This window comes from Capnocytophaga sp. oral taxon 335 str. F0486 (assembly GCF_000277665.1).
Classification (GTDB): Bacteria; Bacteroidota; Bacteroidia; order Flavobacteriales; family Flavobacteriaceae; genus Capnocytophaga; species Capnocytophaga ochracea.
Genome location: NZ_AKFR01000022.1, coordinates 1 through 23,973 on the forward strand (window position 1 = coordinate 1; position 23,973 = coordinate 23,973).

The 23,973-nt window shown below is 42.1% G+C and carries 18 protein-coding genes; 10 read left to right on the forward strand and 8 right to left on the reverse strand.

Translation table 11 applies throughout. From position 1 onward, the window contains the following. Positions 1 to 48: 48 nt before the first annotated feature. Positions 49 to 204 carry a hypothetical protein gene (locus HMPREF1320_RS11655; RefSeq protein WP_002673486.1) on the reverse strand — a complete coding sequence of 52 codons (156 nt, stop codon included), beginning with the start codon at positions 202 to 204 and terminating at the stop codon, positions 49 to 51. Between the two features lie 231 nt (positions 205 to 435). Between HMPREF1320_RS11655 and topA the strand changes: the two genes are divergently transcribed. Continuing rightward, positions 436 to 2,913 (forward strand): type I DNA topoisomerase, encoded by a 2,478-nt coding sequence (gene topA, locus HMPREF1320_RS04405; RefSeq protein WP_034554136.1) that lies wholly within the window; start codon positions 436 to 438, stop codon positions 2,911 to 2,913. A gap of 75 nt (positions 2,914 to 2,988) precedes the next feature. Here topA and rpe read toward each other — a convergent pair whose 3' ends face one another. From rpe to HMPREF1320_RS04440, 7 genes are all read right to left on the reverse strand, one after another. Next, positions 2,989 to 3,639: a ribulose-phosphate 3-epimerase gene (gene rpe, locus HMPREF1320_RS04410; RefSeq protein WP_009417587.1), complete on the reverse strand. Its 651-nt coding sequence runs from the start codon at positions 3,637 to 3,639 to the stop codon at positions 2,989 to 2,991. A gap of 89 nt (positions 3,640 to 3,728) precedes the next feature. Next, entirely contained in the window at positions 3,729 to 5,201 is a 1,473-nt protein-coding gene (gene sufB / locus HMPREF1320_RS04415) for a Fe-S cluster assembly protein SufB (RefSeq protein WP_009417556.1), read from the reverse strand. A 160-nt stretch (positions 5,202 to 5,361) separates the two neighbouring features. After that, positions 5,362 to 5,916 (reverse strand): TlpA family protein disulfide reductase, encoded by a 555-nt coding sequence (locus tag HMPREF1320_RS04420; protein WP_009417578.1) that lies wholly within the window; start codon positions 5,914 to 5,916, stop codon positions 5,362 to 5,364. Between the two features lie 119 nt (positions 5,917 to 6,035). Then, positions 6,036 to 6,509 (reverse strand): DinB family protein, encoded by a 474-nt coding sequence (locus tag HMPREF1320_RS04425; RefSeq protein WP_009417572.1) that lies wholly within the window; start codon positions 6,507 to 6,509, stop codon positions 6,036 to 6,038. Between the two features lie 4 nt (positions 6,510 to 6,513). Further along, on the reverse strand, positions 6,514 to 8,802 hold the full coding sequence (locus HMPREF1320_RS04430; RefSeq protein ID WP_009417580.1) for a DUF5682 family protein: 2,289 nt from the start codon (positions 8,800 to 8,802) through the stop codon (positions 6,514 to 6,516). Further along, positions 8,795 to 9,649, reverse strand: a complete 855-nt coding sequence (locus HMPREF1320_RS04435; RefSeq protein ID WP_009417591.1) for a hypothetical protein — start codon at positions 9,647 to 9,649, stop codon at positions 8,795 to 8,797. The genes HMPREF1320_RS04430 and HMPREF1320_RS04435 overlap by 8 nt, the downstream gene beginning before the upstream one ends. Positions 9,650 to 9,793: 144 nt before the next feature. After that, a complete protein-coding gene (locus tag HMPREF1320_RS04440) occupies positions 9,794 to 10,273 on the reverse strand; it encodes a Dps family protein (protein WP_009417571.1) in 480 nt (159 codons plus the stop codon). Positions 10,274 to 11,126: 853 nt separating this feature from the next. Between HMPREF1320_RS04440 and HMPREF1320_RS11660 the strand changes: the two genes are divergently transcribed. From HMPREF1320_RS11660 to HMPREF1320_RS04485, 9 genes are all read left to right on the forward strand, one after another. Beyond that, the gene (locus tag HMPREF1320_RS11660) at positions 11,127 to 11,426 is read left to right on the forward strand and encodes a carboxypeptidase-like regulatory domain-containing protein (protein WP_009417586.1); all 300 of its coding nucleotides are present in this window, start codon (positions 11,127 to 11,129) and stop codon (positions 11,424 to 11,426) included. A gap of 26 nt (positions 11,427 to 11,452) precedes the next feature. Further along, a complete protein-coding gene (locus tag HMPREF1320_RS04450) occupies positions 11,453 to 14,209 on the forward strand; it encodes a SusC/RagA family TonB-linked outer membrane protein (protein ID WP_232207528.1) in 2,757 nt (918 codons plus the stop codon). Positions 14,210 to 14,221: 12 nt separating this feature from the next. Further along, complete coding sequence (locus HMPREF1320_RS04455; RefSeq protein WP_009417576.1) at positions 14,222 to 16,099, forward strand: RagB/SusD family nutrient uptake outer membrane protein; 1,878 nt, start codon at positions 14,222 to 14,224, stop codon at positions 16,097 to 16,099. A 21-nt stretch (positions 16,100 to 16,120) separates the two neighbouring features. After that, complete coding sequence (locus tag HMPREF1320_RS04460; protein WP_009417582.1) at positions 16,121 to 16,600, forward strand: DUF5018-related domain-containing protein; 480 nt, start codon at positions 16,121 to 16,123, stop codon at positions 16,598 to 16,600. Between the two features lie 229 nt (positions 16,601 to 16,829). After that, the gene (locus HMPREF1320_RS04465) at positions 16,830 to 18,596 is read left to right on the forward strand and encodes an ABC transporter ATP-binding protein (protein ID WP_009417562.1); all 1,767 of its coding nucleotides are present in this window, start codon (positions 16,830 to 16,832) and stop codon (positions 18,594 to 18,596) included. Between the two features lie 105 nt (positions 18,597 to 18,701). Beyond that, positions 18,702 to 21,107: an FtsK/SpoIIIE family DNA translocase gene (locus HMPREF1320_RS04470; RefSeq protein ID WP_009417567.1), complete on the forward strand. Its 2,406-nt coding sequence runs from the start codon at positions 18,702 to 18,704 to the stop codon at positions 21,105 to 21,107. A gap of 30 nt (positions 21,108 to 21,137) precedes the next feature. Further along, positions 21,138 to 22,331, forward strand: coding sequence for an aspartate aminotransferase family protein (locus HMPREF1320_RS04475; protein ID WP_009417568.1), 1,194 nt, complete (start codon positions 21,138 to 21,140; stop codon positions 22,329 to 22,331). Positions 22,332 to 22,532: 201 nt separating this feature from the next. Then, on the forward strand, positions 22,533 to 23,705 hold the full coding sequence (gene pncB / locus HMPREF1320_RS04480; RefSeq protein ID WP_009417577.1) for a nicotinate phosphoribosyltransferase: 1,173 nt from the start codon (positions 22,533 to 22,535) through the stop codon (positions 23,703 to 23,705). Positions 23,706 to 23,737: 32 nt separating this feature from the next. After that, complete coding sequence (locus tag HMPREF1320_RS04485) at positions 23,738 to 23,938, forward strand: hypothetical protein (RefSeq protein WP_009417583.1); 201 nt, start codon at positions 23,738 to 23,740, stop codon at positions 23,936 to 23,938. Positions 23,939 to 23,973: the final 35 nt, after the last annotated feature.

The window sequence follows — 23,973 nt, forward strand, 5'->3', positions numbered from 1 at the left end:
CTTTCTATACCAATCGTCCAAGATTCGTATAAGCTTCCTATAAGCTCTCTATAAGCTAACCCCACCCTCCTTACACCCTTTTTTCACCAAAAATCCTTCTAACTCACTTTTTATATTTTTCGTTTTTCTCCGATAACTCAGACCAGTCCAATTTGTCCGACAAGTCAGACTCGTCAAAAAACCTTTTTTATCACTACCACCCATTTGCTAATTTTCAAATTTGCTATTCTGCTAATTTTTCCCGCCCATCGTGCTACGACTGCCTGTGCGGCTCGCACCTTTGGCAAAGTTGATTACTGGTATTTCCGGTATTATTGGCATTCCCGGCATTACTGGCATTACTGGTATTCCCAGCATTATTGCCTTTTCCCTCATTTGCTATTTCGCAATTATTTTGTACTTTTGCACCCAATAACTCAAAAAACAAACAAGCGTATGGCTAAGAATGTAGTGATTGTAGAGTCGCCTGCCAAGGCTAAAACCATTGAAAAGTTCTTAGGTAAGGACTACAAAGTAGTGTCCAGCTATGGGCATATTGTCGATTTGCCCTCCAATGAACTGGGCGTAGATATCCAGCACGGTTTTAAACCTAATTACCTCATCTCTAACGACAAAAAAAATCTTGTAAAAGAACTCAAAGCACTCACGTCAAAAGCCGAAGTAGTATGGCTCGCTTCCGATGAAGACCGTGAAGGAGAAGCAATTGCGTTTCATCTTTCCGAAACACTCAAACTAAAAAAGGAAAATACCAAGCGCATCGTTTTTAACTCCATTACCAAATCGGCTATTGAAAACGCTATTAAAAACCCTCGTGGTATTGATTATAATCTGGTGAATGCACAGCAAGCACGCCGTGTACTCGACCGCCTCGTGGGCTATGAACTCTCTCCCGTACTGTGGAAAAAAATTAAAAGCGGACTCTCAGCAGGACGCGTACAGTCGGTAGCAGTACGCCTTATCGTAGAACGCGAACGCGAAATACAAGACTTCAAAACGCAATCCTCTTACCGAATTACTGCCGAATTTATCACCTCAGAAGGCAAAGTTGTAAAAGCCTCTTTGCCTAAAAATTTCGACACACAAGCCGAAGCTGAAAACTTCTTGCAACAGAATATCGGAGCGCATTTCAAAGTGCAATCATTAGAAACCAAACCAGCCAAGAAAATGCCTGCGCCCCCCTTCACTACTTCCACCCTCCAACAAGAAGCCGCACGCAAACTGCACTTCTCAGTAAGCAAAACAATGACGGTAGCCCAACGCCTCTACGAATCTGGTTTTATCACCTATATGCGTACCGATAGCGTGAATCTTTCACAAGAAGCGCTCAACACTGCCAAAAACGCTATCGTGCAACTCTTCGGAGCTCAGTACAGCCAAGTGCGCAAGTTCGCTACTAAAAGCAAAGGCGCACAAGAGGCGCACGAAGCCATTCGTCCTACCGATATGAGTCGCTCCTCTATCGCTGCTGAACCCGACCAGAATAAGCTATACGAACTGATATGGAAACGCACCCTTGCCTCACAAATGGCAGATGCTCAAATAGAGCGCACTACCGTAAAAATAGAAGCCGATAAGCACAAAGAATACTTCGTAGCCAATGGCGAAATGGTACAGTTCGATGGCTTTTTAAAAGTGTATTTAGAAAGTACCGACGACGAGGAAGAAGAACAAGAAGGAATGCTCCCCAATCTCAAAAAAGGAGAAGCTCTTACGCATCGCTATATTACTGCTACCGAGCGTTTCACTCGTCCATTACCTCGTTATACTGAGGCTTCGCTGGTGAAAAAGTTAGAGGAACTCGGTATCGGACGCCCATCTACTTATGCTCCTACTATTTCTACGATTCAAAACCGCGGATATGTGGAACGTAGCACACTCGAAGGTGAAGTGCGCCCCTATCAGCAACTCACCCTTGCAGGCAATACTATCAAAACACAAACCCTTAGCGAACGAGTAGGTGCCGATAAAGGCAAGCTTGTCCCCACCGATATAGGTAGTGTAGTAAACGATTTTCTCGTTTCCCATTTCGATACGATAATGGACTATAATTTCACTGCCAAAGTAGAAAATAGCTTCGACGAAATAGCCGAAGGCACTGAGAATTGGACAAAGATGCTCACACAGTTTTATAATCATTTTCACCCCGTAGTAGAAAATGTTGAAAAGCATACAGGTCGTGAAACAGGTGAACGCGTGCTGGGTACCGACCCTAAATCAGGTCGCCCTCTCAGCGTACGCTTAGGTCGTTATGGAGCTATGGCGCAAATAGGGAATCCCGATGATGCCGAAAAGCCTATTTATGCAAGTCTATTAGCAGGTATGTCTATCGAAACGATTACTTTTGAAGAAGCCCTCAAACTCTTCGAGCTTCCTCGTCAGTTAGGCATTGTCGATGGTAAGAATGTAGAAGTGAATGTAGGGCGTTTCGGACCCTATGTGCGCTACGGCGATGCTTTTATATCACTTGATAAAGGTGAAGACGTTTTCAGTGTAACTCTCGAGCGGGCTAAGCAACTCATCGGCGAGAAGAAAAAAGCTGACGCTCCTATTGCCACCTATCAAGGAGTGGAAGTTACCAAAGGTGTAGGTCGTTTTGGTCCCTTTATTAAGTGGAACAACACCTATATAAACGTTACCAAAAAGTACAATTTCGACCATCTTAGTCAGCAAGATGTAGAAGAACTTATAGAAGATAAGCTCAAAAAAGAATCGGAAAAGGTAGTGAAAGAATGGGACGAAGGAGCTATCCGTATAGAGAAAGCTCGCTGGGGACGTTTTACCCTCCTCAAAGGTAAAACCAAAGTAGAACTCCCCAAAGACACCGATATAGCAACTTTCACCAAAGAACAAGCTCTTGCCCTCCTTACCGAGAAAGAGCCTAAACCTAAAAAAGCCCCTTCTAAAAAGAAATAATACAATAATAATAGGCTATCAAAAAGATAAGATTTCTTTCTTGATAGCCTATTTTGTATCATAAAATAAGTATTTTTATAATACTGATTTTTTTAATTCCGCAATCGTTTGGGTAGGGTTAGTAGCATTGAAGATAAAACTGCCTGCTACTAAGGCATCAGCACCTGCCTCTACAAGTGCTTTAGCATTCTTTAAACTCACTCCACCATCTATTTCTATAAGTGCGTGTGCCTCTACTTGTTCAATAAGTGCTTTAGCTTGACGCACTTTCCTATAAGTATTTTCAATAAATGACTGTCCACCGAATCCAGGGTTCACACTCATCAGCAAGAGTACGTCTATATCTTGAATAACATCTTCCAACAAAGCGACAGGTGTATGCGGATTGAGGGCTACCCCTGCTTTCATTCCCTCTGCTTTAATTGCTTGTATAGTGCGATGCAAGTGCGTACACGCCTCGTAATGCACAGTAAGTATATCACTACCGAGCTTAGCAAAAGTGCTGATATAGCGGTCGGGGTCAATAATCATCAAGTGAACATCTAACGGTTTGGTAGCGTGTTTGTGAATCACTGAAAGCACGGGCATACCATAAGAGATATTAGGCACAAAAACACCGTCCATAATATCGATATGAAACCAATCAGCTTCGCTGGTGTTTACCATTTCAATAGCTTGTTGCAGGTTGCCGAAATCGGCAGCTAATAATGAAGGAGCGAGAATCATATTTTTAATGTTTAATGATTAATGTTTAGTAATTTATTTTATGAAGCAAAAGCAATTTTTAGTATACCATCGTTATTCGTAATTCGTCATTAGCCAACACTTCCTTCTAGCGAAATCTCTAAGAGTTTTTGAGCTTCAACAGCGAACTCCATAGGGAGCTTGTTAAGCACTTCCTTGCCAAAACCATTTACGATGAGTGAAATCGCTTTCTCGGTATCAATGCCCCGCTGATTGCAGTAGAAAATCTGGTCTTCACCAATCTTAGAGGTAGTAGCTTCGTGTTCTATTTGAGCAGTAGGATTTTTAGCTTCTATATAAGGAAAAGTGTGCGCTCCACAGAGGTTACCCATCAATAGGGAGTCGCATTGAGAGAAATTGCGTGCATTTTTAGCATTAGGCACTACTTTCACCAATCCGCGGTAGCTGTTTTGTGATTTTCCTGCCGAAATACCCTTAGAGATAATTGTGGATTTGGTATTATTGCCTAAGTGTATCATCTTAGTACCCGTATCGGCTTGCTGAAAGTGGTTAGTAACCGCAATTGAGTAAAATTCGCCTATAGAATTATCCCCTTTGAGCACTACTGAAGGGTATTTCCAAGTAATAGCAGAGCCTGTTTCTACTTGTGTCCACGATATTTTGGCATTTCTCTCAGCCAAAGCGCGCTTGGTTACGAAGTTATATACACCGCCTTTACCGTCTTTATCACCAGGAAACCAGTTTTGTACTGTAGAATATTTAATTTCGCCATTATCCATAGCTATAAGTTCTACCACAGCAGCGTGTAATTGGTTTTCATCGCGTTTGGGCGCCGTACAACCTTCAAGGTAAGAGACGTAAGCACCTTCATCAACAATGAGGAGGGTTCGCTCAAACTGTCCTGTTCCTGCTTGATTGATACGGAAATAAGTAGAAAGCTCCATAGGGCAACGCACCCCTTTGGGTACATAGCAAAAAGACCCATCAGAGAAGACCGCTGAGTTAAGAGCTGCGTAGAAATTATCGGTTTTAGGTACGACGGTACCAAGGTACTTACGCACCAAGTCGGGGTGTTTTTGTATCGCTTCGGAGATGGAACAGAAGATAATGCCTCGTTCTGCCAATGTTTTTTGAAAAGTGGTCGCTACTGAAACTGAGTCCATCACTACGTCCATTGCTACGGCAGGTTTTTCTTCTTCTACTCCCGCAAGGCGTTTTTGTTCTTCAAGAGAGATACCGAGTTTTTGGAAAGTTTCCAATAGCTGAGGGTCTACCTCATCAAGGCTGTTGAGTTTAGGTTTCTGTTTAGGAGCAGAATAATAAGCAATATCTTGAAAGTCGGGAGTTTCAAACTTGAGATTTGCCCAATGAGGAGGCTCTTCCATCGCTTGCCACGCACGGAAGGCTTCTAAGCGCCAATCGGTCATCCACTGGGGTTCGTTTTTCTTTTTAGAAAGGGCTATTACCACTTCCTCGTTGAGCCCTTTAGGAAAAGTTTCTGATTCGATATCTGTATAAAAGCCGTATTTGTATTCGCTGTTTTCTAATTCTTCTTTAAGTTCTTCTTCTGTATATTTAGTCATAATTGCTTTTAGATAAGAGGTAAGAGATAAGAGGTAAAAACTCCTCTTATTTATACCGAGATGCGATTTTACAAAGCGCAAAGATAGTACTTTAAATTGAATCTAAAATACTATCTTTATAATTATTTTGTTTGAGAGATAGAGTTTGCCTATAGTTAAGCTATTGGGTAAGACTGTCTAACAACTGATGTACTGCATCACTATTCCAGCGTGCAATGCCGTCTTTCTGAGCGCGTACATAACCGTTTTTATCTACTATGTAACCTGCAGGAATCTTATCGGGGTCAAAAGGCTTTTTAGGAGCTTCGATAATGAGGTAGGTAACTTTGAAATGAAAATTGCGCTTTTGCATCATTTCATCTACTGGTTCAGGGAGCTCATTGGTGATGATGTAAAAATCCACTTTATCCTTATAAGCATCGTAGAGTTTTTCGACTGCATAAAGATCGGCTACACTGATTTCACGCCAAGAAGAGAAGAAGTATACAAATGATGGTTTCTTACCTTCGGTTTGGGAATAGTTAAACTGCACATTATTGCGGTCTTTCAGTTGCCAATCGAAGTCTATTTTACGAGCTTTATCAGCGGGAATAATATCTACCGAACCGGCAAAGACACGCTGTAGTAATATCTTACTTTCGTACCCCAAAGGAGTTACAAAGAAAGAGAGCACAAAAAGAATAAGTAGTAGGTTGAGTATGGTACGTTTTTTCATAAACTAATTTTATTGATAGCGATTGCAAAGGTAATACTTTTTTTCTAATTGGGAAACTTACTTCAATATCAGAAATCAAATAGCTTTTCGTGTTACTCATCTATTTAATTTATAATCAATTACTTTTTACTTCCTGTAATTGCACATTTTAAAGCTAATACACTTCCCAAATGTACTCCCTCGTGTGAAATATTGAAGTAAATAGCTTCTTCAATAGTATTGAGTTCGTACTCTATGCCCGTTACATAATGATTATAATGCTTAAAAATTCCTTTTTGATAATCAGTTTCGAGCCAATTTACAGTGCTGATGAGAAGGTCTTTTAGTTCCTCTATCTCGGCAGAAGTAGGGATATGTCCATCAGGAATGGTGCCTTTGCGATAACGCTCTACAAACTCAGGGGTGAGATAAGTAGGCAGGTCGCTATTGGCATAGCAATAATTTTGCTGGGTAACTACGCAGTGAGCGAGATTCCACAATATATTGTTTTTAAAGCCCGCAGGAATAGTTGCTAATTCTTCGGGGGTAAAGCTATTGAGCAATTTGAGTTGTCGCTCACGCAATTTTCGGTATAAAGTAAACACTTCTTTCATATATTTAAAAATCAAAATCAAAGTCGTTGAGTTCGTCTAATTTAGTATTCTCTTCTTCCGTAAGCACTTCTTGCAAGAGTTCGGCAGTAGCTTCTTTGCCGGTACCCCAAAGGTCTCCTAAAAGTTCAGCGATACTGTTCTTTTGGTTGGGCTCAAAATCGGAAAAAGCACGGCGCAAGAATACTACCGAGCGCATAAACTGCTCTTCGTCCAACTGCCGTACATAATTGTCTAACTCTTGCCATATAATCGTACGCGATAACAATGCGTATCTATTTCTTCCAGAAAAGCCTTCAAACCACGAGGCTCCTAAATCGGCGGGAACACCTGCTGAAAGGCGACGAGACACTTCTTTTCCACATTGTTCTTCAGTAGCTAAATTGTGCTCTAACAATATAGCAAAGGCTACCCCCGAGAGCTTGGTGTTCACATCGTCGCGCCACGCAAGGTGGGTGAGTTCTTTTTGCCACGTTTCGGTATCTACCAATTCGTATTGCTGTTCGGCTATAAACTCCATAGTATTGATAGCTTCTACAATTTGTTTAGAGGCTTTATCATCACAAGATGAAGCATCTATCAGTAATAACGAAGCACGGAGGAAAAGCTGTTGCAAGATAGGTTTCAGCGGTTCGAGATTGAACTGACGCAGGTCACCGTACTGTATAAGCACCGAGAGCTCGTGTGCAGCAAAGGCAGTTTCGGCAAAACTATTACTATCTACCAAAAGGCGTTGCAAGGTGCTGAGCGCATTGCTAAAAATATGCGTAAGCTGACATTCGCAAGCCTGCCTAATGATTTTAGCCACCACCGAAAGGTCGGTGCTTTCGTTGAGCTGTTCTTTGAGTACAAAAGCGGTTGCTATTTCAAGCGTTTCACCTTTAAGGTTAGCTTCTACGATTTCTATTTCGACCTCAGGACTCCACTGTAACACCCATTTCTCTGCCCACGAGGCTTTATCCTGCTGTACGTGCTGCTGGGTGGCAAAGTGAATGTCCAACACTTCCAAGCGATGGAGGAATGTAGAGCGATTTAGGTCTATAAAAGCAGCTTCTTTGGTCTTTACTTTTAAGTTCTCACGCAGGTCGAGGGTGAGGTCTTGCGCTACCGCCGATTTGTAGTTGGTGAGCTTTAAGCGTTTCAGCTCTTGGTTCATACCCTCTTGTACGGGCGTCTGGCTCACCCCTTCGGGTAATGCCCCAATAGCCGTACCGATATCTACCTTATTGATAGCATCGGCTACCACAGCAAGGTCTCCCCCACCAAAACAAGTAACTACTGCATCGTGGAGGTCTTGCAACACAGGGTAAGTACCGCCTTTCATAGCCGAAAGCACATTAGCAAGACGCACCGCTTCAATTACGCTAGCAGAAGAGGCATTTTGCCCTTGATCACGCAAGATTTTGGCTACTTTGGTGAGATAGACAGCTGAGAGCTGATTGAGGGTGTTTTCGTGCATCGCTTGCCACATCAGTTCAAAGTAATAAGGAGCCGTATTGCCCGCTCCGTAACCCGTGCGACTGCTGAGACGCAAATAGGAATAAGGCATCAGGGTGAGTTGAGAGGTAGCTTTGGGGAGCTTTTTGAGCTCGTCATCAGTTATAGCAGGTAGGCTGTTTTGGATACCTGATAAGTGGTAAGCCCCTACGATTACTACTATTTCTTCGGGTTTGAACTCGGTGCAAGCCTTAGCAATCTCACGTTTCATATATGCCTCACGAATGAGATTATACGAGAAATCGAAAGGCGCGTCTTCATATTCTTTATCTATGACCATTTGGCGCATTTCACCCGATTGTAAGGCAAGTGTGGGTGCAAAAGCATCAGGATTGAGATTGTGTTCAAAATGGCGTTCCCAATAATCTTCATAGTCGGTTTCGCCCCCCTCTTCGGCTATTTGCTTGTAGAGGGTATTATGGTAGAGATAAAAATCTTTGGCTTTTTCGGCTTCTTCCTCCGTGCGTTGCTCCTGCTTCAATTTCAGCATATTCTCCGAAGGCAAATCGATGAAACGAAGTGTTACCTTCTTCTTTACTCCCCAACATATTGCTTGATATTCGGGAGAATAAGACGCAAATGGATAAAGCACTGTTTCGATAGGCAATTCGGTAGTATAGCCCAGCATAGCGATAGGAGGTTTTACCCCCTTTTGCGCTATTTGAGATATCAGAGGGGTAGCATCGGCAGGACCTTCGATGAGAATACACTTGGGGTTGTTTTCCTCTAAGAAGGCAATTAAATGGTAGGTTGCCGAAGGCGACAGATGCCTTACACCGAAAAAGTGAATGTTATTCATAATAACTGAGGGTGCGTTCTATAATTTGTCGGGGTTCACCGTTGATGAAAGTCGTTTTGGCAATCCAATTACCTCGATTATCGTATTTATACTCGTAAGTCGCTACATTCTTCTGTTTTTGAGGTAGTTTATTTTCTGCTTGTAGTTTGATACAATCTCCTTGACTATTGTACTTTTTGGTCGTAATATTCACCAACTTATCATCTTTGTCGTAAGTGCGATTACGTTCGGCTAAATGCTGTTTATTGAACTTGCTTTCTACCCTTTGCAACAAATTGCCCTGAGCATCGTAGTAGCGCATCTCGACAGGGTCGCCTTGTTTGTTGTAAGTATAAGCTATGGTAGACTCTAACTGATTGGCGTGATAAGTTTCCTCTTTTAGCACTTTGCCATTGGTATCTACTTGATAGTTATAATGCGTTTTTAAGAAGCCCCCAGGTGAGTAGGTCGCATCTTTGATAAGATAGCCTTCGGGGTTGTAGACATAAAGGGTTTTATCGGAATTGTAACGGGTTTCAAACAGTTGCCCTTGCGGATTGTAATAGTATTCCATACAACTGTACAACTCACCGTTTTTGAAGAAAAAGCGCATTTGAGTGAGATATCCATTGGGGTTGAAATCTTTTTGAAGATTGTCGAGGTTACCTATCTTGACTACTGTATCCAAATCGCGGTCGATGGCTCCTTTTACGAATGTTTTTCCTTGGGTAACTACCTCATAAGGGATACTGCGCTGACTTTTCACTTTTCCTTTGAGTCCTGAGAGTTCCCAATCGGTAGGGGCTTTGTGTTGAGCGGTGAGGATAGTGGTTGCGATGAATAGGATAGATGTGATTAGATATTTCATTAGTTATGAGTTAAAAGTTATGAGTTATCAATTAAGAGTTATGAGTTGTGCAAAGGTAGGGATTAATTATGAATTGGCAAAAAAAGAAAGAGGAATTGATTATTTTTAGTCAATTCCTCTTCCTCGTTTAATCAAAATTCAGTATTAAATTACTTCATTGAGGTAGGCTTTGAGCATCCAAACGGTTTTCTCTTGTTCGGTTACAAAGTCGCTCATTAGATTATTAGTCCCTTCATCACCTATTTCGTCGGAGAAGTCTAACAATTCTCTTTCCAAAGGTAATAGAGCGCTAAGGGTATTAATGACCAAGCGTACGGTTTTATCATCGTCGAAAATGTTTTCGCCTACGGGAACAGAAGTGTGCTTTACATAGCTTTCGAGAGTGTGAAAAGGTACGCCACCGAGGGTAAGAATACGCTCAGCTATTTCGTCGACTTGTTCTTGTGCGGTATTATAAAGTTCTTCGAACTTCACGTGTAGTTCAAAGAAGCGTTTTCCTTTTACGTTCCAGTGTACACCGCGCAAGTTTTGATAATACGTTTGATAATTGGCAAGCAGTACATTTAGCAAGCCGATTTCTTTTTCTACTTTGGCTTTATCAAGCCCTAAGGTATTTAAACTCATAATTTGTTATTTTAAAAATTCTACGGTGCAAAGATAGCAGTTTTTTTGCAAAGAAAAGCTACTGGATTTATAGATTTTTTTAATTTTAAAATAATGGTAATTAATAGTAGAGAATGAGAAAATGAGAGAATGAGAGAATTAGAAAATTAGCAGATTAATAAATGAAGGCAGAGAAAAACGAAAGATATCAGAAGTGAGTTAAGAGGAATTTTGATGAAAAAAGGCTATGAGAAGGGTGGAGGGAGCTTATAGGAAGCTTATAGGAAGCTTATACGAATCTTGGACGATTGGTATAGAAAGGGTATATAAATAGTTGATTCATAATATAATACAACAGCCCTAAAAATGTTAAAATCGGGGTTTCGAGGCGAAAGAAAGAGAAATAGGCGTTAGGCCTTAGGGCATAGGCACTAGGGGGAGTATGACGGAAAAGGGAAGGAATGACGAGGAACGAATGACGAATGACGGAGGTAATGAGGTGAAAAATATCTCCCTTTACAAATATTCCGCTCTCGCGGGGCACATACCCAGCTGTCGCTGGCTACCTTCAAAGGGGGAATATAGCGACGGGAAAGTCGAAGGTAATGTGGTGAAAACCTCGTCGATGAGATGATGGTAAGGCGAACCTAAGATGGGGGTATAGCGATGGGGAAAAGGATTTTTGGTAGTGGTTGTTTTTAGATAAATAAGAAGAAAAGCGTTCGTATAATTGCTTATAAATGAATAATAAGGAAAGAATAGAGAAAGTTTTCGTAAAAATATTTGATAAAAAACTTGTACGTGTTAAAAAAGTGTTATACTTTTGTAGCGTTGAAATTTTCCTGATTTAGTTAACCAAAATTTTTCTTGTTATATGAACAAATGCATTTATTGTTTGTTACTGCTTGTGCTGGTCTTCTGTACACAAGTAGGTAGGGCTCAAATAAAGGTAACCGGTGTTGTTACCGATGAGCATAAAAGTCCACTGCCTGGAGTAAGTGTACTGATAAAAGGGACTACTCACGGGGTAGCAACGGACTTTGACGGTAATTACAGCATTGATGTACCTAATAATGCTGTATTGGAGTTTAGTTCAGTAGGTTACGAAACACAGACTAAGAAAGTAGCCGTAAATGGGGGGGGTGTAAATCCCTTACAATCAACACTTTACTAAAATCTCAAGTACAAGAGTTGGGCGATGTGGTGGTGGTAGGTTATACCACATCTACTAAAAGATCTCTTGTTTCTGCAGTATCCTCTGTTAAGACAGAGGAGTTAAAAGAAATTCCTGTAACTAATATCACGCAAGGATTGGCAGGGCGTTCACCAGGGTTGATAGTGAAAGGCTCGGCTGGGCTTGACAACCGCAGTACGATTTCTATTCGCGGGGGAGGTACGCCATTGGTAGTAATTGATGGCATTATACGCGATTACGACGATTTTGTAAATCTGCTTCCCGAGGACATCGCATCTATTTCGGTATTGAAAGACGCTTCGGCGACAGCGGTGTATGGAGCGCGTGCTGCTAATGGTATTTTGCAAGTGACCACTATGCGTGGTAAAGAGGGGGTTACTACCATTGAGTACAATCACTCTGTAACCATTTCACAACCTTCGTTTCTTCCTAAACGCTTAGATGCCTATCAGTGGGCGGTGCAAAACAATATCGCTAAACAGAACGACAATTTGCCCATCACTTATACCGATGACAAATTGCAAAAGATTTTAGACGGTAGCGACCAGCTGAATTACCCCAATACCGATTGGCAAAAACTTATTTTAAAAGAATTTGCACAGCAATATCGCCACAATTTGCAAATAACAGGAGGTAAAGAACACAACAAATATTTGGCTTCGTTAGGTTATTTGCATAAGGGTTCACTCTACCGCAGTGGTACGCACCATATGGAGACGATTAACTTCCGTGTGAACCAAGAGTTCGACATACCCGGCACGGGACTTTCGGGTAATACCTCTATTGATAGCTATTTGAAAGAAAACGAACACCCTTATTCATCGACTGCAAGTGGCTATTACCAAGTGTTTAGTCATACTTTGGTAAACCACAATCCGCTGACTCCTGCGGTGAACAAATATGGACTTCCTTATGTGAATACTACTGATAATCCTGTAGCGGAGACTTCAAAAGATGCAGGGTATTCACGTCAGAACTACAAACAAATCAACGGACAGATAGGCTTGCAATGGGCACTGCCTTGGGTAAGTGGCTTGAAATTGAGAGGTAACTTCAACTATCGTTATATAAGTTCAGAAGATAAAGCTTGGCGGAAAGATGCTAAACAGTACGACTGGGACAGTACTACGCCTGCAGCTGTAGCTAAACCGCAACTCAACAAATCGGTTGGCAATGCATATACGTATACTTATCAAGCTTTTGCCGAGTACGCTAAGGATTTTAACAAACACGGCATTTCAGTACTTGCGGGTTATGAAGCTTCTTATGGTTTTAACAATAACCTATGGCATCAGCGAATTAACTACAATTTTCCTATCGACCAATTTAATCCAGGGCCTAAAGAAGGTATGGACGGAGGCGGTGGAGAGAGCGAAAACGGTAGAGCTGGTGTTGTGGGACAAGTGAAATACAATTATGCCAAACGCTATTTTGTGGAAGGCAGTATGCGCCACGATGCGTCTGACCTCTTTCCTAAGGACAGGCGTTGGGGTACCTTCTTCTCAGGTTCATTCGGCTGGATACTCTCGGATGAGGTGTTTATGAAAACGCTTAAAGAGCGTCATATTTTCGACTTACTCAAACTACGGGGTTCTTATGGAGAAGTGGGCTTGGATAGTGGAGTAGGGCGTTATGCTTATTTGCCCTCTTATAACCTGAATAATACAAGTTATGTGATTGACGGCAAGTTTTATCAAGGTTTTTCGGAAGGCGATATTCCTTCGTCTGATATTACGTGGTATACCACCAAACAAACCGACATAGGTTTTGATTTTGAGTCGCTCAGCAATCGCTTGTACGGTTCGTTTGACTACTTTTTCTACAAAACTACTGGTTATCTTACCGCACCAGACCCATTGGAAGTAGGGTATACCGCCCCTCTTGGAAAGTCGTTACCTAAAGTACTCTCTAACAAAGAACACCGCCGTGCGGGTTACGAAGTGCAATTGGGTTGGAAAGACAACATAGGCGAACTGAAATACAGTATTTCGGTGAACACTACTTTCTTTGACCAATTGTGGGCTAATAACCCTGATGAGAGCTTGGAAAACCGTAAAAACCCGTATTTGCGTACCACTCAACAAGTAGGTTACTACGGTACAGGTTATCGCACCTTGGGGTATTACCAAGACGCTAACGATGTGTACAACAATCCTAAGCGCGTGAACTCACATCACTTAACAGGAGGAGACATCAAATACGAAGACTTCAACGGAGACGGTAAGATTGATGGAGCTGATTTTGCACGTATCGGTAAAAACGGTTTCCCACGAGCTAACTATGGAATCAATTTAGGAGTGAGTTATAAAGCTTTTTCGTTTAATATGCTTTTACAAGGGGCTACACGTTTTGATATTTATTTAGGTAGTACTATTTTGGGACAAAGTGCTAATGCGGGTACTACGCCTTTCTACGAGTTCCAATTGGATTACTGGCGCCCCGACAATACAGGAGCTAAGTTTCCACGATTAGTATCCTCGCATTCAGTAAACGGCAATAATAACGTGGCAAGTAGTGACCATTGGCTCATCAATGGGGCTTATTTGCGATTGAAAGACTTTTCAATTTCTTATGATTTGAAGAAAGCCGCTTTGAAGGACTACAAGTGGATATACGCTATGAAGCTTACCCTTAGCGGACAAAATGTATTTACTATTTCGGAAGCCACTAAGTACGGTATGGATCCTGAAATAGTGAACAGTGATTTCTTTGGATATCCTAATGAGCGAATGTTTTCATTAGGTTTAAATGTCGCACTATAAAAACAAGAGTATATGAAAAAATATATCGAATATATCAGTATAGCGGTAGTTCTAACAGGGCTCACTGCTTGTAATGAACTTGATACCAAACCATTTGAGAGTTATGACGACGAGACGGTTTGGGGCAGTAAAGAGTCGGCTGAGTCGTTTGTAATCAACTCTTATAACGGCACTATTACCAACTTTACGGGTTATGCTTATTCAGAAAGTATTACGCCTAATGGTATCCACAGCGATTTAAACAACTTAGATGCGTTTCCTGTGGAGCGATTTGATAGATTTACAGGTTCGGCACAAGGGCTTGATGACTTTTTTGCCAACTTGCGCGAGTGCAATATGATTATAGAGAAAGCTCCTACTGAGGCGTTAAAAGCCGAAGGTTATTTGCTAAGAGGGGTATTATTTTTCCACCAAACACGCTGGCAAGGACGTTTTGTACCCATTTTAAGGGTGCTCAACACCAAAGACAAAGAGGCTTTTAGGACACTCTACACCAAAAATCCTACCGAGAGCTACAAATATGTAATGGACGATTTGACCAAAGCCACCCAAGGAATGCCAGAGACTTCGGCACCAGGGAGAGCCAACAAGTACGCAGCTCACGCTTTTAGAAGCCGTGCTGCCTTGCAAGCCTACGCTTATACCAAAGACGCTCATTATTTAGATATCGCTATTGAATCGGCAAAAGCAGTGATTAACTCAGGCAAATACGCCCTTACTTCCGCCGAAAACTTCGGCAATATGTTTGTAGAGGCAGGCAAGTATGACAAGGAGATTATCTTAGCTCATTATCGCTTAAGCCTCAATACAACGGTAGGTAATTTTAACGAGATGATAAGAGTTGTACCGAATATCAACAATAACGAAGTGAAATTTGTAGGCGGTAAAGAATTTGCCGATGCCAAAGGACGTTCGTTTGAAGGTTGGGCAAGTTACTTCCCTACACAAGATTTAATAGACCAATATTTGGTGGTAGACCAAGCAGACCACACGGCTAAACCTTGGTATGAAACTTCACAGTTCCTCAACAATGTGGAAAACGGAGATATTTCATCGCTTACTGAAGGCGCTTTAAACACCGTACGGCACAATGTACCTGAGGCTGCCGATTTGGGAACCAATGCCAAAGGAAATATCATCACCCGTTACGGGAAAATAAAAAGTAGTGCCACAGAGACTAACATCAGCAACCTAATGTATCAGCACCGCGATGCCCGTTTCTATCAAACCGTTGTATATGACCAAAGTAATTGGCTAAAAGAAGAGGTGGAAACCAATATTTGCGGTAACCTATGGGCAGGAGTGCGTGAAGGGCAATCGGACTCTTGGTATACTACCGCTTCGGGGTACTACTGGCGCAAAGCTGTGGTGCAAGTTGAACCCCGCGTGTACGTAAGCAATAATACAGATTACCATTTTGTAATAGCGCGATTGGGCGAAATGTATATGAACTTGGCAGAAGCCTATTTGCTAAAAGGTGATGTGGCACAAGCGGTTACTGCTCTTAACAGAACACGCGTAACCCACGGAAACTTACCTGCTTCGACAGCAGCCACCTTAGCCGATGCTTGGAAAGATTACATACGCGAACGCCGTGTAGAAATGGCTTACGAAGGTGACCTATACTGGAGTTTCTTGCGCTGGGGACAATACGGAGGCGATGCTAATGACGGAGCTGCAGCAGGAGCAGTGATAAACGCACTTAACACCCCTGTGCACAAGATACAAATCACCAAAGACCGCAAGCAGTTTATGGTAGCCCAAATTACCCGCAACGGGGCGTGGGAACGCACTTTTACTACTAAACGCTACTTGATGCCTATCCCACAAGGTACTTTAGACCAGCGCTCGGCAAGTGGTATAAACGACGCACAAAACCCAGGTTGGTAATAACTTAAAAACGAAAGAAAAATGAAAAGATATATATTATATGCACTTTTTGCTATCTTAGCGATAGGCTTTAACAGTTGTTTGAAAAGCAATTTGGAAGAGTTGCCTGCCTTTGAAGAAAATGATGTTACCAATGTAGACAGAGTGGAATATCGGTTTATCAGCGATGAAATATCGAAGGCAAGTAACCAAAAGATTGTGAAATTCATCAATTTAACAGTGAACAAGAAGGAGATTAACAAGACCGATAAAACTGTAAAAATAGAAGTAACAGTACCTGCTGCCAATAGCGATTTCCCGACCGTGGAAAGAGATAAAGTAAGCAAAGCTAATCTCACTGTTATTCTATCGGTTTCCACCGCTGCTCGTGTATTCCCGATAGGCGATGCACCGCGATTGGGCACTCCAGGAGACTGGACGAACCCACATAAATACAAGATTGAGGCAGCTAATGGCAATACCGCTGAGTGGACAGTAGAAGTAACAAACGTTACTAAGTAACTTGGTTATTAAATTTTTATAAGGAAAATCGCTACACAGGTTGTAGCGATTTTTTTATATAGTTGTAGCACGAAAGACAATTTAATTAGCAGATTTGAAAATTAGCAAATGAGAACTGGTGGGACGAGGTAGAACTGGGGTGAGATAGAAGAAACGGGGAATAAATGACGAGTGTTAAATTTGGGGATTTGGGAATTAGTTCGTAATTTTGCCACCTTAAAAGAAAACAATGTCAGAAAAAACATCTCGGACTAAACATACTTTTCGTCAGCTGTCGCGCTTTGTAAAACCTTATCGTGGGGTATTTATAGCCGTAGCTCTCTTTGCAGTGCTATCGTCTATCTTTTCGACCGCACAACCTTACTTGATAAAAGTAGCGATTGACAATTATATCACTCCTAAGGATTACGAGGGTTTAGTGCGCATTGTGTACATACTCATAGCTTTGCTATGCGCGGAAGTAACGATGCAGTTTCTGTTTTCTTATTACTCTAACTGGCTGGGACAAACGGTAATACGCGATGTACGCGAAAAGCTTTTTGCGCACTTGTTGCGCTTTAAGATGCGGTATTTTGACAAATCGTCCATAGGGGTATTGGTAACGCGTGCGGTGAACGATATGGAACGGATAGGCGAAATTTTCAGTTCGGGGCTTTTTGAGATGGCAAGCGATATACTGAAAATGTTTGTTATCACGATTGTAATGTTTGTGATTGATTGGAAATTGGCGCTTATCAGCTATGCTACGATGCCTCTTATTTTGTACTTTACGCGTTGGTTTCAACGTTCAATGAACGCTGCTTTTGTGGAGGTACGTCACCAAGTGGCAAACCTAAACGCCTTTGTACAAGAGCGCATTTCGGGTATTAAAGTATTACAACTTTTTGCGCAAGAGCGCGAAGAATTGGAGAATTTCAAAAAGATAAACGAGAAACACAAACAGGCGTGGCTGAAAACAATATGGTACAACTCTATTTTCTTTCCGATTGGCGACTTGTGTGTATCGATTACCATTGCGCTGATTGTGTGGTTTGGCGGTCGGCAAATTATAGGAGATAACGTGTACGACTTAGGGAATATCTTCCTTTTTATACAGCTCTCACAACAGTTATTCCGACCTATTAGGCATATAGCCGATAAGTTCAACACTTTGCAAATGGGCATTATCGCTTCTGACCGCGTATTTGCTATTTTGGATACTGAAACGGATACTGAAACCGGAGGTGAGAAAGAGTTGAAGGAGGTGAAAGGTAATATTAAGTTTGAAGACGTCCGTTTTGAATACGTAGCAGGGGAAGAAATCTTACACGGCATTAGTTTTGAAGTAAAAGAAGGCGAAACCATTGCGATTGTAGGGGCAACGGGTGCAGGGAAGACCACTATCACCAATTTGCTAAACCGTTTTTACGACTTGACTTCGGGAGCGATTTACATCGATGGGGTGAACATTGAGGAGTATACTCTCTGTTCGCTACGAGAGCACATTGCTACCGTGTTGCAAGACGTATTCCTATTTGCCGATAGTATTTACAACAATATCACCTTGAAAAATCCTGCTATCACGGAAGAGGAAGTGATTGCGGCTGCTAAGAGTATAGGAGTTCACAACTTTTTGATGAGTTTGCCAGAGGGATATCATTACAACGTGAAAGAGCGTGGGGCTATGCTTTCGGCAGGACAACGCCAGCTAATAGCTTTCTTGCGCGCCTATGTACACAAACCGCAAATTCTTATTTTGGACGAGGCAACATCTTCAGTAGATTCGCATTCGGAAAAGCTCATACAAGAAGCTACCGATAAGATGACCGAAGGGCGCACGTCCATCATCATTGCGCACCGCCTTACCACCGTGAAAAAAGCTGATAGAATAATAGTATTAGACAAAGGGAAGATTGTGGAAATAGGCAATCACGAAGAGTTGTTGCAAATAGAAAACGGCTATTACCGCAACTTGTATGAGGTGCAGTTTTTGGAAGAAGTGAAATATAAGGAGTGAGACTGCATCTCAGAAATTAGTATAAATGAGGTTCAGAATCAAATAGATAAAAGGCAATTGAACTGACGTTACATAAAATTTAATTGAAAAAACGCTTAACTATAAATGGCTAAAAAGAAACAACCACAAGAAACACAAAAGAAGAAGAAGGATACTAATAAACCTCAACAGCGCAAATTGGCTTTTGGCGTATTTTTAGTACTGCTATCGCTGTATTTGGTATTTACCTTTTCGTCATTCTTCTTCTCGTGGCAGACTGACCAAAGTGGATGGGCAGATTTGAGCAATCGGGAAGAAATTGCTGACAATATAGGCAGTAAGATAGGAGCCTATTTGGGGCAGTTATTTGTATATAAAGGTTTTGGACTGGCAGTTATCTTTCCTGTGTGGCTTCTATTTCTCTCAGGGATGAAACTTATCCTGAATATGAAAAAGCCATTGCTAAACCGCTGGTTCTGGGGGATTCTGTTAATGGTATTCACTTCAACCGCCTTAGGATTTTTGGGAGGGAAAGCTACCATATTAGCAGGTGTTTCGGGCTATGAACTAAACCATTTTCTACAAGACTATTTGGGCAAATTAGGCACTATACTCCTTTTGGTACTTATTGTGGTACTCTATGGCATTTTCAAACTAAATCTCACTACTGAAAAGGCTGTTGCTTTCTTCCAAAATACATTCTCTAAACTGAAACGCGAAGGAGAAGAAGAACAGGAGCAAGGCGATGAGGAGGAAAACAGCTTTGAAAGTATAGAAAAAGAGCCTAACTCCATAGAATTTACTACTGATGAGGGTGATTTAGACTTTATCATTCCACAAGGTGAAAACGAAGAGTTAGACCCTTTTACCCATAAAAAGGAAATTCCGCGCCTTGATGGACAAGAGGGAGGTTTGGAAATCACTAATATTCCCGAAGAAGAACAACCTGATTTTACAGTAACGCCTACTCAGCCAACAGAGGCAATAGACCCCGAGACTCTGGCTAAGCAATTGGTAGAGAACTATGGAGAGTATGACCCAACGTTAGAACTTAGCGATTACCGTTTCCCTACACTCGACCTCTTAGACGACCCCAAAGACAGTGGTATTGTTATTAACCAAGAAGAATTGGAGGAAAACAAGAATACAATCGTACAAACGCTGAACGATTACAAAATTAAAATAGAGAAGATAAAGGCGACCATAGGTCCTACTGTTACTCTTTACGAAATTGTACCCGAAGCAGGGACACGTATTGCAAAAATCAAGAACTTAGAAGACGACATAGCCCTTTCATTGGCAGCACTTGGTATTCGTATTATTGCACCTATTCCAGGGAAAGGTACGATAGGTATTGAAGTGCCAAACAAGAAGCCTACAATGGTGTATATGCGCACGATGATTACCGCACCGCGATTCCAACACGCCGAAATGGAACTTCCTATCGCCTTCGGAAAGACAATTAGCAACGAAACTTTTGTAGCCGACCTTACCAAGATGCCTCATTTACTAATGGCGGGGGCAACCGGACAAGGTAAATCGGTAGGGATAAATGTAGTGCTCAGTTCGCTACTCTACAAGAAGCACCCAGCCGAAGTGAAGTTTGTGTTAGTAGACCCTAAAAAGGTAGAACTCTCGATATTTGAGCGTATAGAACGTCACTTCCTCGCTAAATTGCCCGATAGTGAAGAAGCAATTATTACCGATAACAAAAAGGTGGTGAACACGCTGAACTCCCTCTGTATAGAGATGGACAACCGCTACGAACTGCTGAAAAATGCCCAAGTGCGCAACATCAAAGAGTACAATGCTAAGTTTAAAGCGCGACAGCTAAACCCTAACGAGGGACACCGCTTCTTACCTTACATCGTATTGGTGGTAGATGAGTTTGCCGACCTGATAATGACAGCAGGCAAGGAGGTAGAACTTCCTATTGCACGATTGGCACAGCTTGCCCGAGCCATTGGTATTCACTTGATTATCGCTACTCAACGCCCATCGACCAACGTGATTACTGGTATTATTAAAGCTAACTTCCCTACGCGTATTGCCTTCAAGGTAAGCTCTAAAATCGACTCTAAAATCATCTTGGACGGCTCGGGAGCAGAACAGCTCATTGGACGAGGTGATATGCTCTACTCGCAAGGGAATGAACCCGTACGTATACAATGTGCTTTTGTAGATACCCCCGAAATAAAACACATTACTGACTTTATTGGGGCACAGCGCGCTTACCCCGATGCGTACTTGCTTCCTGAGTATGTAGGACCTGAGGGAGAGGGTGTAGATTTAGACTTCGACCCCTCGGAGCGTGACCCTATGTTCCGTGAAGCTGCCGAAGTGGTAGTGAATGCCCAACAAGGTTCGGCTTCCCTCTTGCAACGCAAACTGAAATTAGGTTACAACCGCGCGGGTCGCCTCATCGACCAATTAGAACACGCAGGTGTAGTAGGTCCGTTTGAAGGCAGTAAGGCAAGACAAGTGCTCATTCAAGACATTGTAAGCTTGGATAGATTATTAGACGGGCAATAGTGAAAAATGAAAAAGTTAAGAATGAAAAGTATGAATCAACAACAAGATTTTTTAAAATATCAAGCCCCCACCTCGCCTTATCCGCGATTGTTGGAGATAGAACGCGCCGAGGGTAGCTATATCTACACTACCGATGGCAAGCGTTATTTAGATTTTGTAGCAGGTGTATCGGCTTGCACCTTAGGGCATTGTCACCCTGCGGTAGTGAAGGCTATACAAGAGCAGTGCGCTACCTATATGCACGTAATGGTATACGGCGAGTACGTACAAAAACCGGCGGTAGACTTCTGCAAACTCCTTGCTGAACAGTTACCACCAGAGCTCAATACTACCTATTTGGTAAACTCCGGTACGGAAGCTATCGAGGGCTCGGTGAAATTAGCCAAACGCGCTACGGGCAGAACTCAACTCATCGCTGCCAAAAACGCCTACCACGGCAATACACAAGGTTCGATGAGCCTAATGGGCTATGAAGAACGCAAACGCGCTTATCGTCCGCTTATCCCTGATGTAGATTTTATAGAGTTCAACAACGAAGCCGATATCCTCAAAATCACCGAACGTACCGCAGGGGTAGTCTTGGAAAGTATCCAAGGGGGAGCAGGATTTATCGAACCCCAAAACGACTATCTTATCAAGGTAAAACGCCGTTGTGAAGAAGTGGGAGCCCTGCTTATCATCGACGAGATACAACCAGGTTTCGGACGTACCGGAAAGCTCTTTGGTTTCCAAAACTATGGCTTTACCCCCGATATTATCGCAATAGGCAAGGGTATGGCAAGCGGTATGCCAGTAGGGGCATTCGTGTCGTCGTATGAGCGTATGCAACTCTTGGCGCACAATCCTAAAATGGGGCATATCACTACCTTTGGAGGCAACCCCGTGATAGCAGCAGCCTCGTTGGCAACCCTCAACCAGCTACTCACTACCGACCTGATGGCTCAAACCTTAGAGAAAGAGAAACTCTTCCGCAAGTATTTGCAACACCCACTCATTGAAAGCGTGAACGGTAAAGGACTGATGTTAGCAGTTATCGTTAAGACTGCCGAAATCGCCGATTTTGTAGTGAATTACTGTCAGGATAGGGGACTCATCGTGTATTGGCTGTTGTTTGAACACCGCGCCGTACGACTTTCTCCTCCACTTACCCTTACAGAAGAAGAAATAAAAGAAGGCTGTGATATTATCTTAGATGCATTGAATCAGGTAGAGAAGACATTCTAAATTATTACTATCTACATTTAATTCCTTTTTAATCGAAGCTAAAGCGAACCTAAGGCGAATCTAAACCGAAGTTAAGACGAAAAATAGGTGGAATAGAATTAGGAAGCAATCGGTTATAATTGCAATTTATTTATTATCTTTGCCCAAAATAAGTTTTTTGAACTTACTAATTATCCATTGTAAATTGTTAATTGAAAATATATGTCTGCAATCCTAAACTCATTATTAGACAACGACTTTTACAAATTCACTATGCAATGTGGCGTAGTGCAGTTATTTCCTAAAAACAAGGCACGTTACACTTTTATCAACCGTGGCAAACACGAATTCCCCGATGGCTTTGCTGAGGCTTTGAGAGAAGAGGTGAACAATATGGCAAAACTGAAACTTACCAAAGCCGAAAAGCAGTTTTTGATAGATAACTGCCCCTATTTGAGTCCGCTGTATTTAGACTTTTTGGAAGGGTATCGCTATGACCCTTCGGAAGTACATATCAAACAAAACGGTAGCGACTTGCAGGTAACTGTTGAGGGCTATTGGTATCGTACGATACTTTGGGAAGTGCCCCTACTTTCTATAATTAGCGAGCTCTTCTATAAACTCACCAAAGCGACCGCTTGGACAGACGAGCAGGTGATAGCCAATACTCGTGAAAAAGAACTGTTATACAAAGAATTAGGAGTGGTATTTGCCGAGTTTGGTACCCGTCGTCGCCATTCGTATCACGTGCACGACATCGTGATGCACACTTTAATGGAAGGCTACAACCAAACCTTTATAGGTTCTAGCAACGTGCATTTTGCGATGAAATACAAGGTAAAACCCATAGGTACTCACGCTCACGAATGGTTTATGTTCCACGCAGCTGAGTACAGCTACAAAATGGCTAATGCACTCTCTCTCGAACACTGGGTGGATGTGTACCGCGGCGACCTTGGGGTAGCATTATCCGATACGTATACTACCGATGTGTTTTTCAAGCAATTCGACAAGAAGTTCAGCAAGTTGTTCGACGGTGTGCGTCACGATAGTGGCGACCCTATAGTCTTTGCCGAAAAGACAATAGCACACTACAAGAAAATGGGGATAGACCCACTCTCTAAATACATTATCTTCTCTGACGGACTTAACCCTAAAAAAGTACAAGCAATCACCGAAGCTTGTAAAGGTAAAATAGGTATTTCATTTGGGATAGGTACCGACCTCACTAATGATGTAGGCTTACGTCCGATGAACATAGTGATGAAGCTCACTGGGGTACTTACCAGCGATAACGAGTGGGTACCTACTGTAAAACTTTCAGACGAGCCTAACAAACACACGGGCGACCCAAGAATGATTGAACTCGCAAAAGGAATATTGGCAATTAGCTAATTAGCCAATGAGCAAATTGATAAATCGAATTTATGAATTATATATTAATGATTTTAGGGATATTGGTAGCACTGTCGCGTTATCTTTTCCCAAAATACGACCAAGCGTTACTCATCATAGGTATAAGCCTACTGATGATAGGTATCTATCGCATTTCGCGCAACCTTTCCTCAAGAAATGAGGAAGATTTTCAAGACCCAGCGACGAAAATAAGAAACCCAGAAGACGAGTGACGAGTGACGTTTCGCGTCTCTAAAATGGGATAATT

What these genes read in the sequence shown, in the direction of transcription:
- HMPREF1320_RS11655 (WP_002673486.1), bottom strand. Translation starts at nt 204, where the DNA reads ATGGGTGGTAGTGATAAAAAAGGTTTTTTGACGAGTCTGACTTGTCGG.
- topA (WP_034554136.1), top strand. Translation starts at nt 436, where the DNA reads ATGGCTAAGAATGTAGTGATTGTAGAGTCGCCTGCCAAGGCTAAAACC.
- rpe (WP_009417587.1), bottom strand. Translation starts at nt 3,639, where the DNA reads ATGATTCTCGCTCCTTCATTATTAGCTGCCGATTTCGGCAACCTGCAA.
- sufB (WP_009417556.1), bottom strand. Translation starts at nt 5,201, where the DNA reads ATGACTAAATATACAGAAGAAGAACTTAAAGAAGAATTAGAAAACAGC.
- HMPREF1320_RS04420 (WP_009417578.1), bottom strand. Translation starts at nt 5,916, where the DNA reads ATGAAAAAACGTACCATACTCAACCTACTACTTATTCTTTTTGTGCTC.
- HMPREF1320_RS04425 (WP_009417572.1), bottom strand. Translation starts at nt 6,509, where the DNA reads ATGAAAGAAGTGTTTACTTTATACCGAAAATTGCGTGAGCGACAACTC.
- HMPREF1320_RS04430 (WP_009417580.1), bottom strand. Translation starts at nt 8,802, where the DNA reads ATGAATAACATTCACTTTTTCGGTGTAAGGCATCTGTCGCCTTCGGCA.
- HMPREF1320_RS04435 (WP_009417591.1), bottom strand. Translation starts at nt 9,649, where the DNA reads ATGAAATATCTAATCACATCTATCCTATTCATCGCAACCACTATCCTC.
- HMPREF1320_RS04440 (WP_009417571.1), bottom strand. Translation starts at nt 10,273, where the DNA reads ATGAGTTTAAATACCTTAGGGCTTGATAAAGCCAAAGTAGAAAAAGAA.
- HMPREF1320_RS11660 (WP_009417586.1), top strand. Translation starts at nt 11,127, where the DNA reads ATGAACAAATGCATTTATTGTTTGTTACTGCTTGTGCTGGTCTTCTGT.
- HMPREF1320_RS04455 (WP_009417576.1), top strand. Translation starts at nt 14,222, where the DNA reads ATGAAAAAATATATCGAATATATCAGTATAGCGGTAGTTCTAACAGGG.
- HMPREF1320_RS04460 (WP_009417582.1), top strand. Translation starts at nt 16,121, where the DNA reads ATGAAAAGATATATATTATATGCACTTTTTGCTATCTTAGCGATAGGC.
- HMPREF1320_RS04465 (WP_009417562.1), top strand. Translation starts at nt 16,830, where the DNA reads ATGTCAGAAAAAACATCTCGGACTAAACATACTTTTCGTCAGCTGTCG.
- HMPREF1320_RS04470 (WP_009417567.1), top strand. Translation starts at nt 18,702, where the DNA reads ATGGCTAAAAAGAAACAACCACAAGAAACACAAAAGAAGAAGAAGGAT.
- HMPREF1320_RS04475 (WP_009417568.1), top strand. Translation starts at nt 21,138, where the DNA reads ATGAATCAACAACAAGATTTTTTAAAATATCAAGCCCCCACCTCGCCT.
- pncB (WP_009417577.1), top strand. Translation starts at nt 22,533, where the DNA reads ATGTCTGCAATCCTAAACTCATTATTAGACAACGACTTTTACAAATTC.
- HMPREF1320_RS04485 (WP_009417583.1), top strand. Translation starts at nt 23,738, where the DNA reads ATGAATTATATATTAATGATTTTAGGGATATTGGTAGCACTGTCGCGT.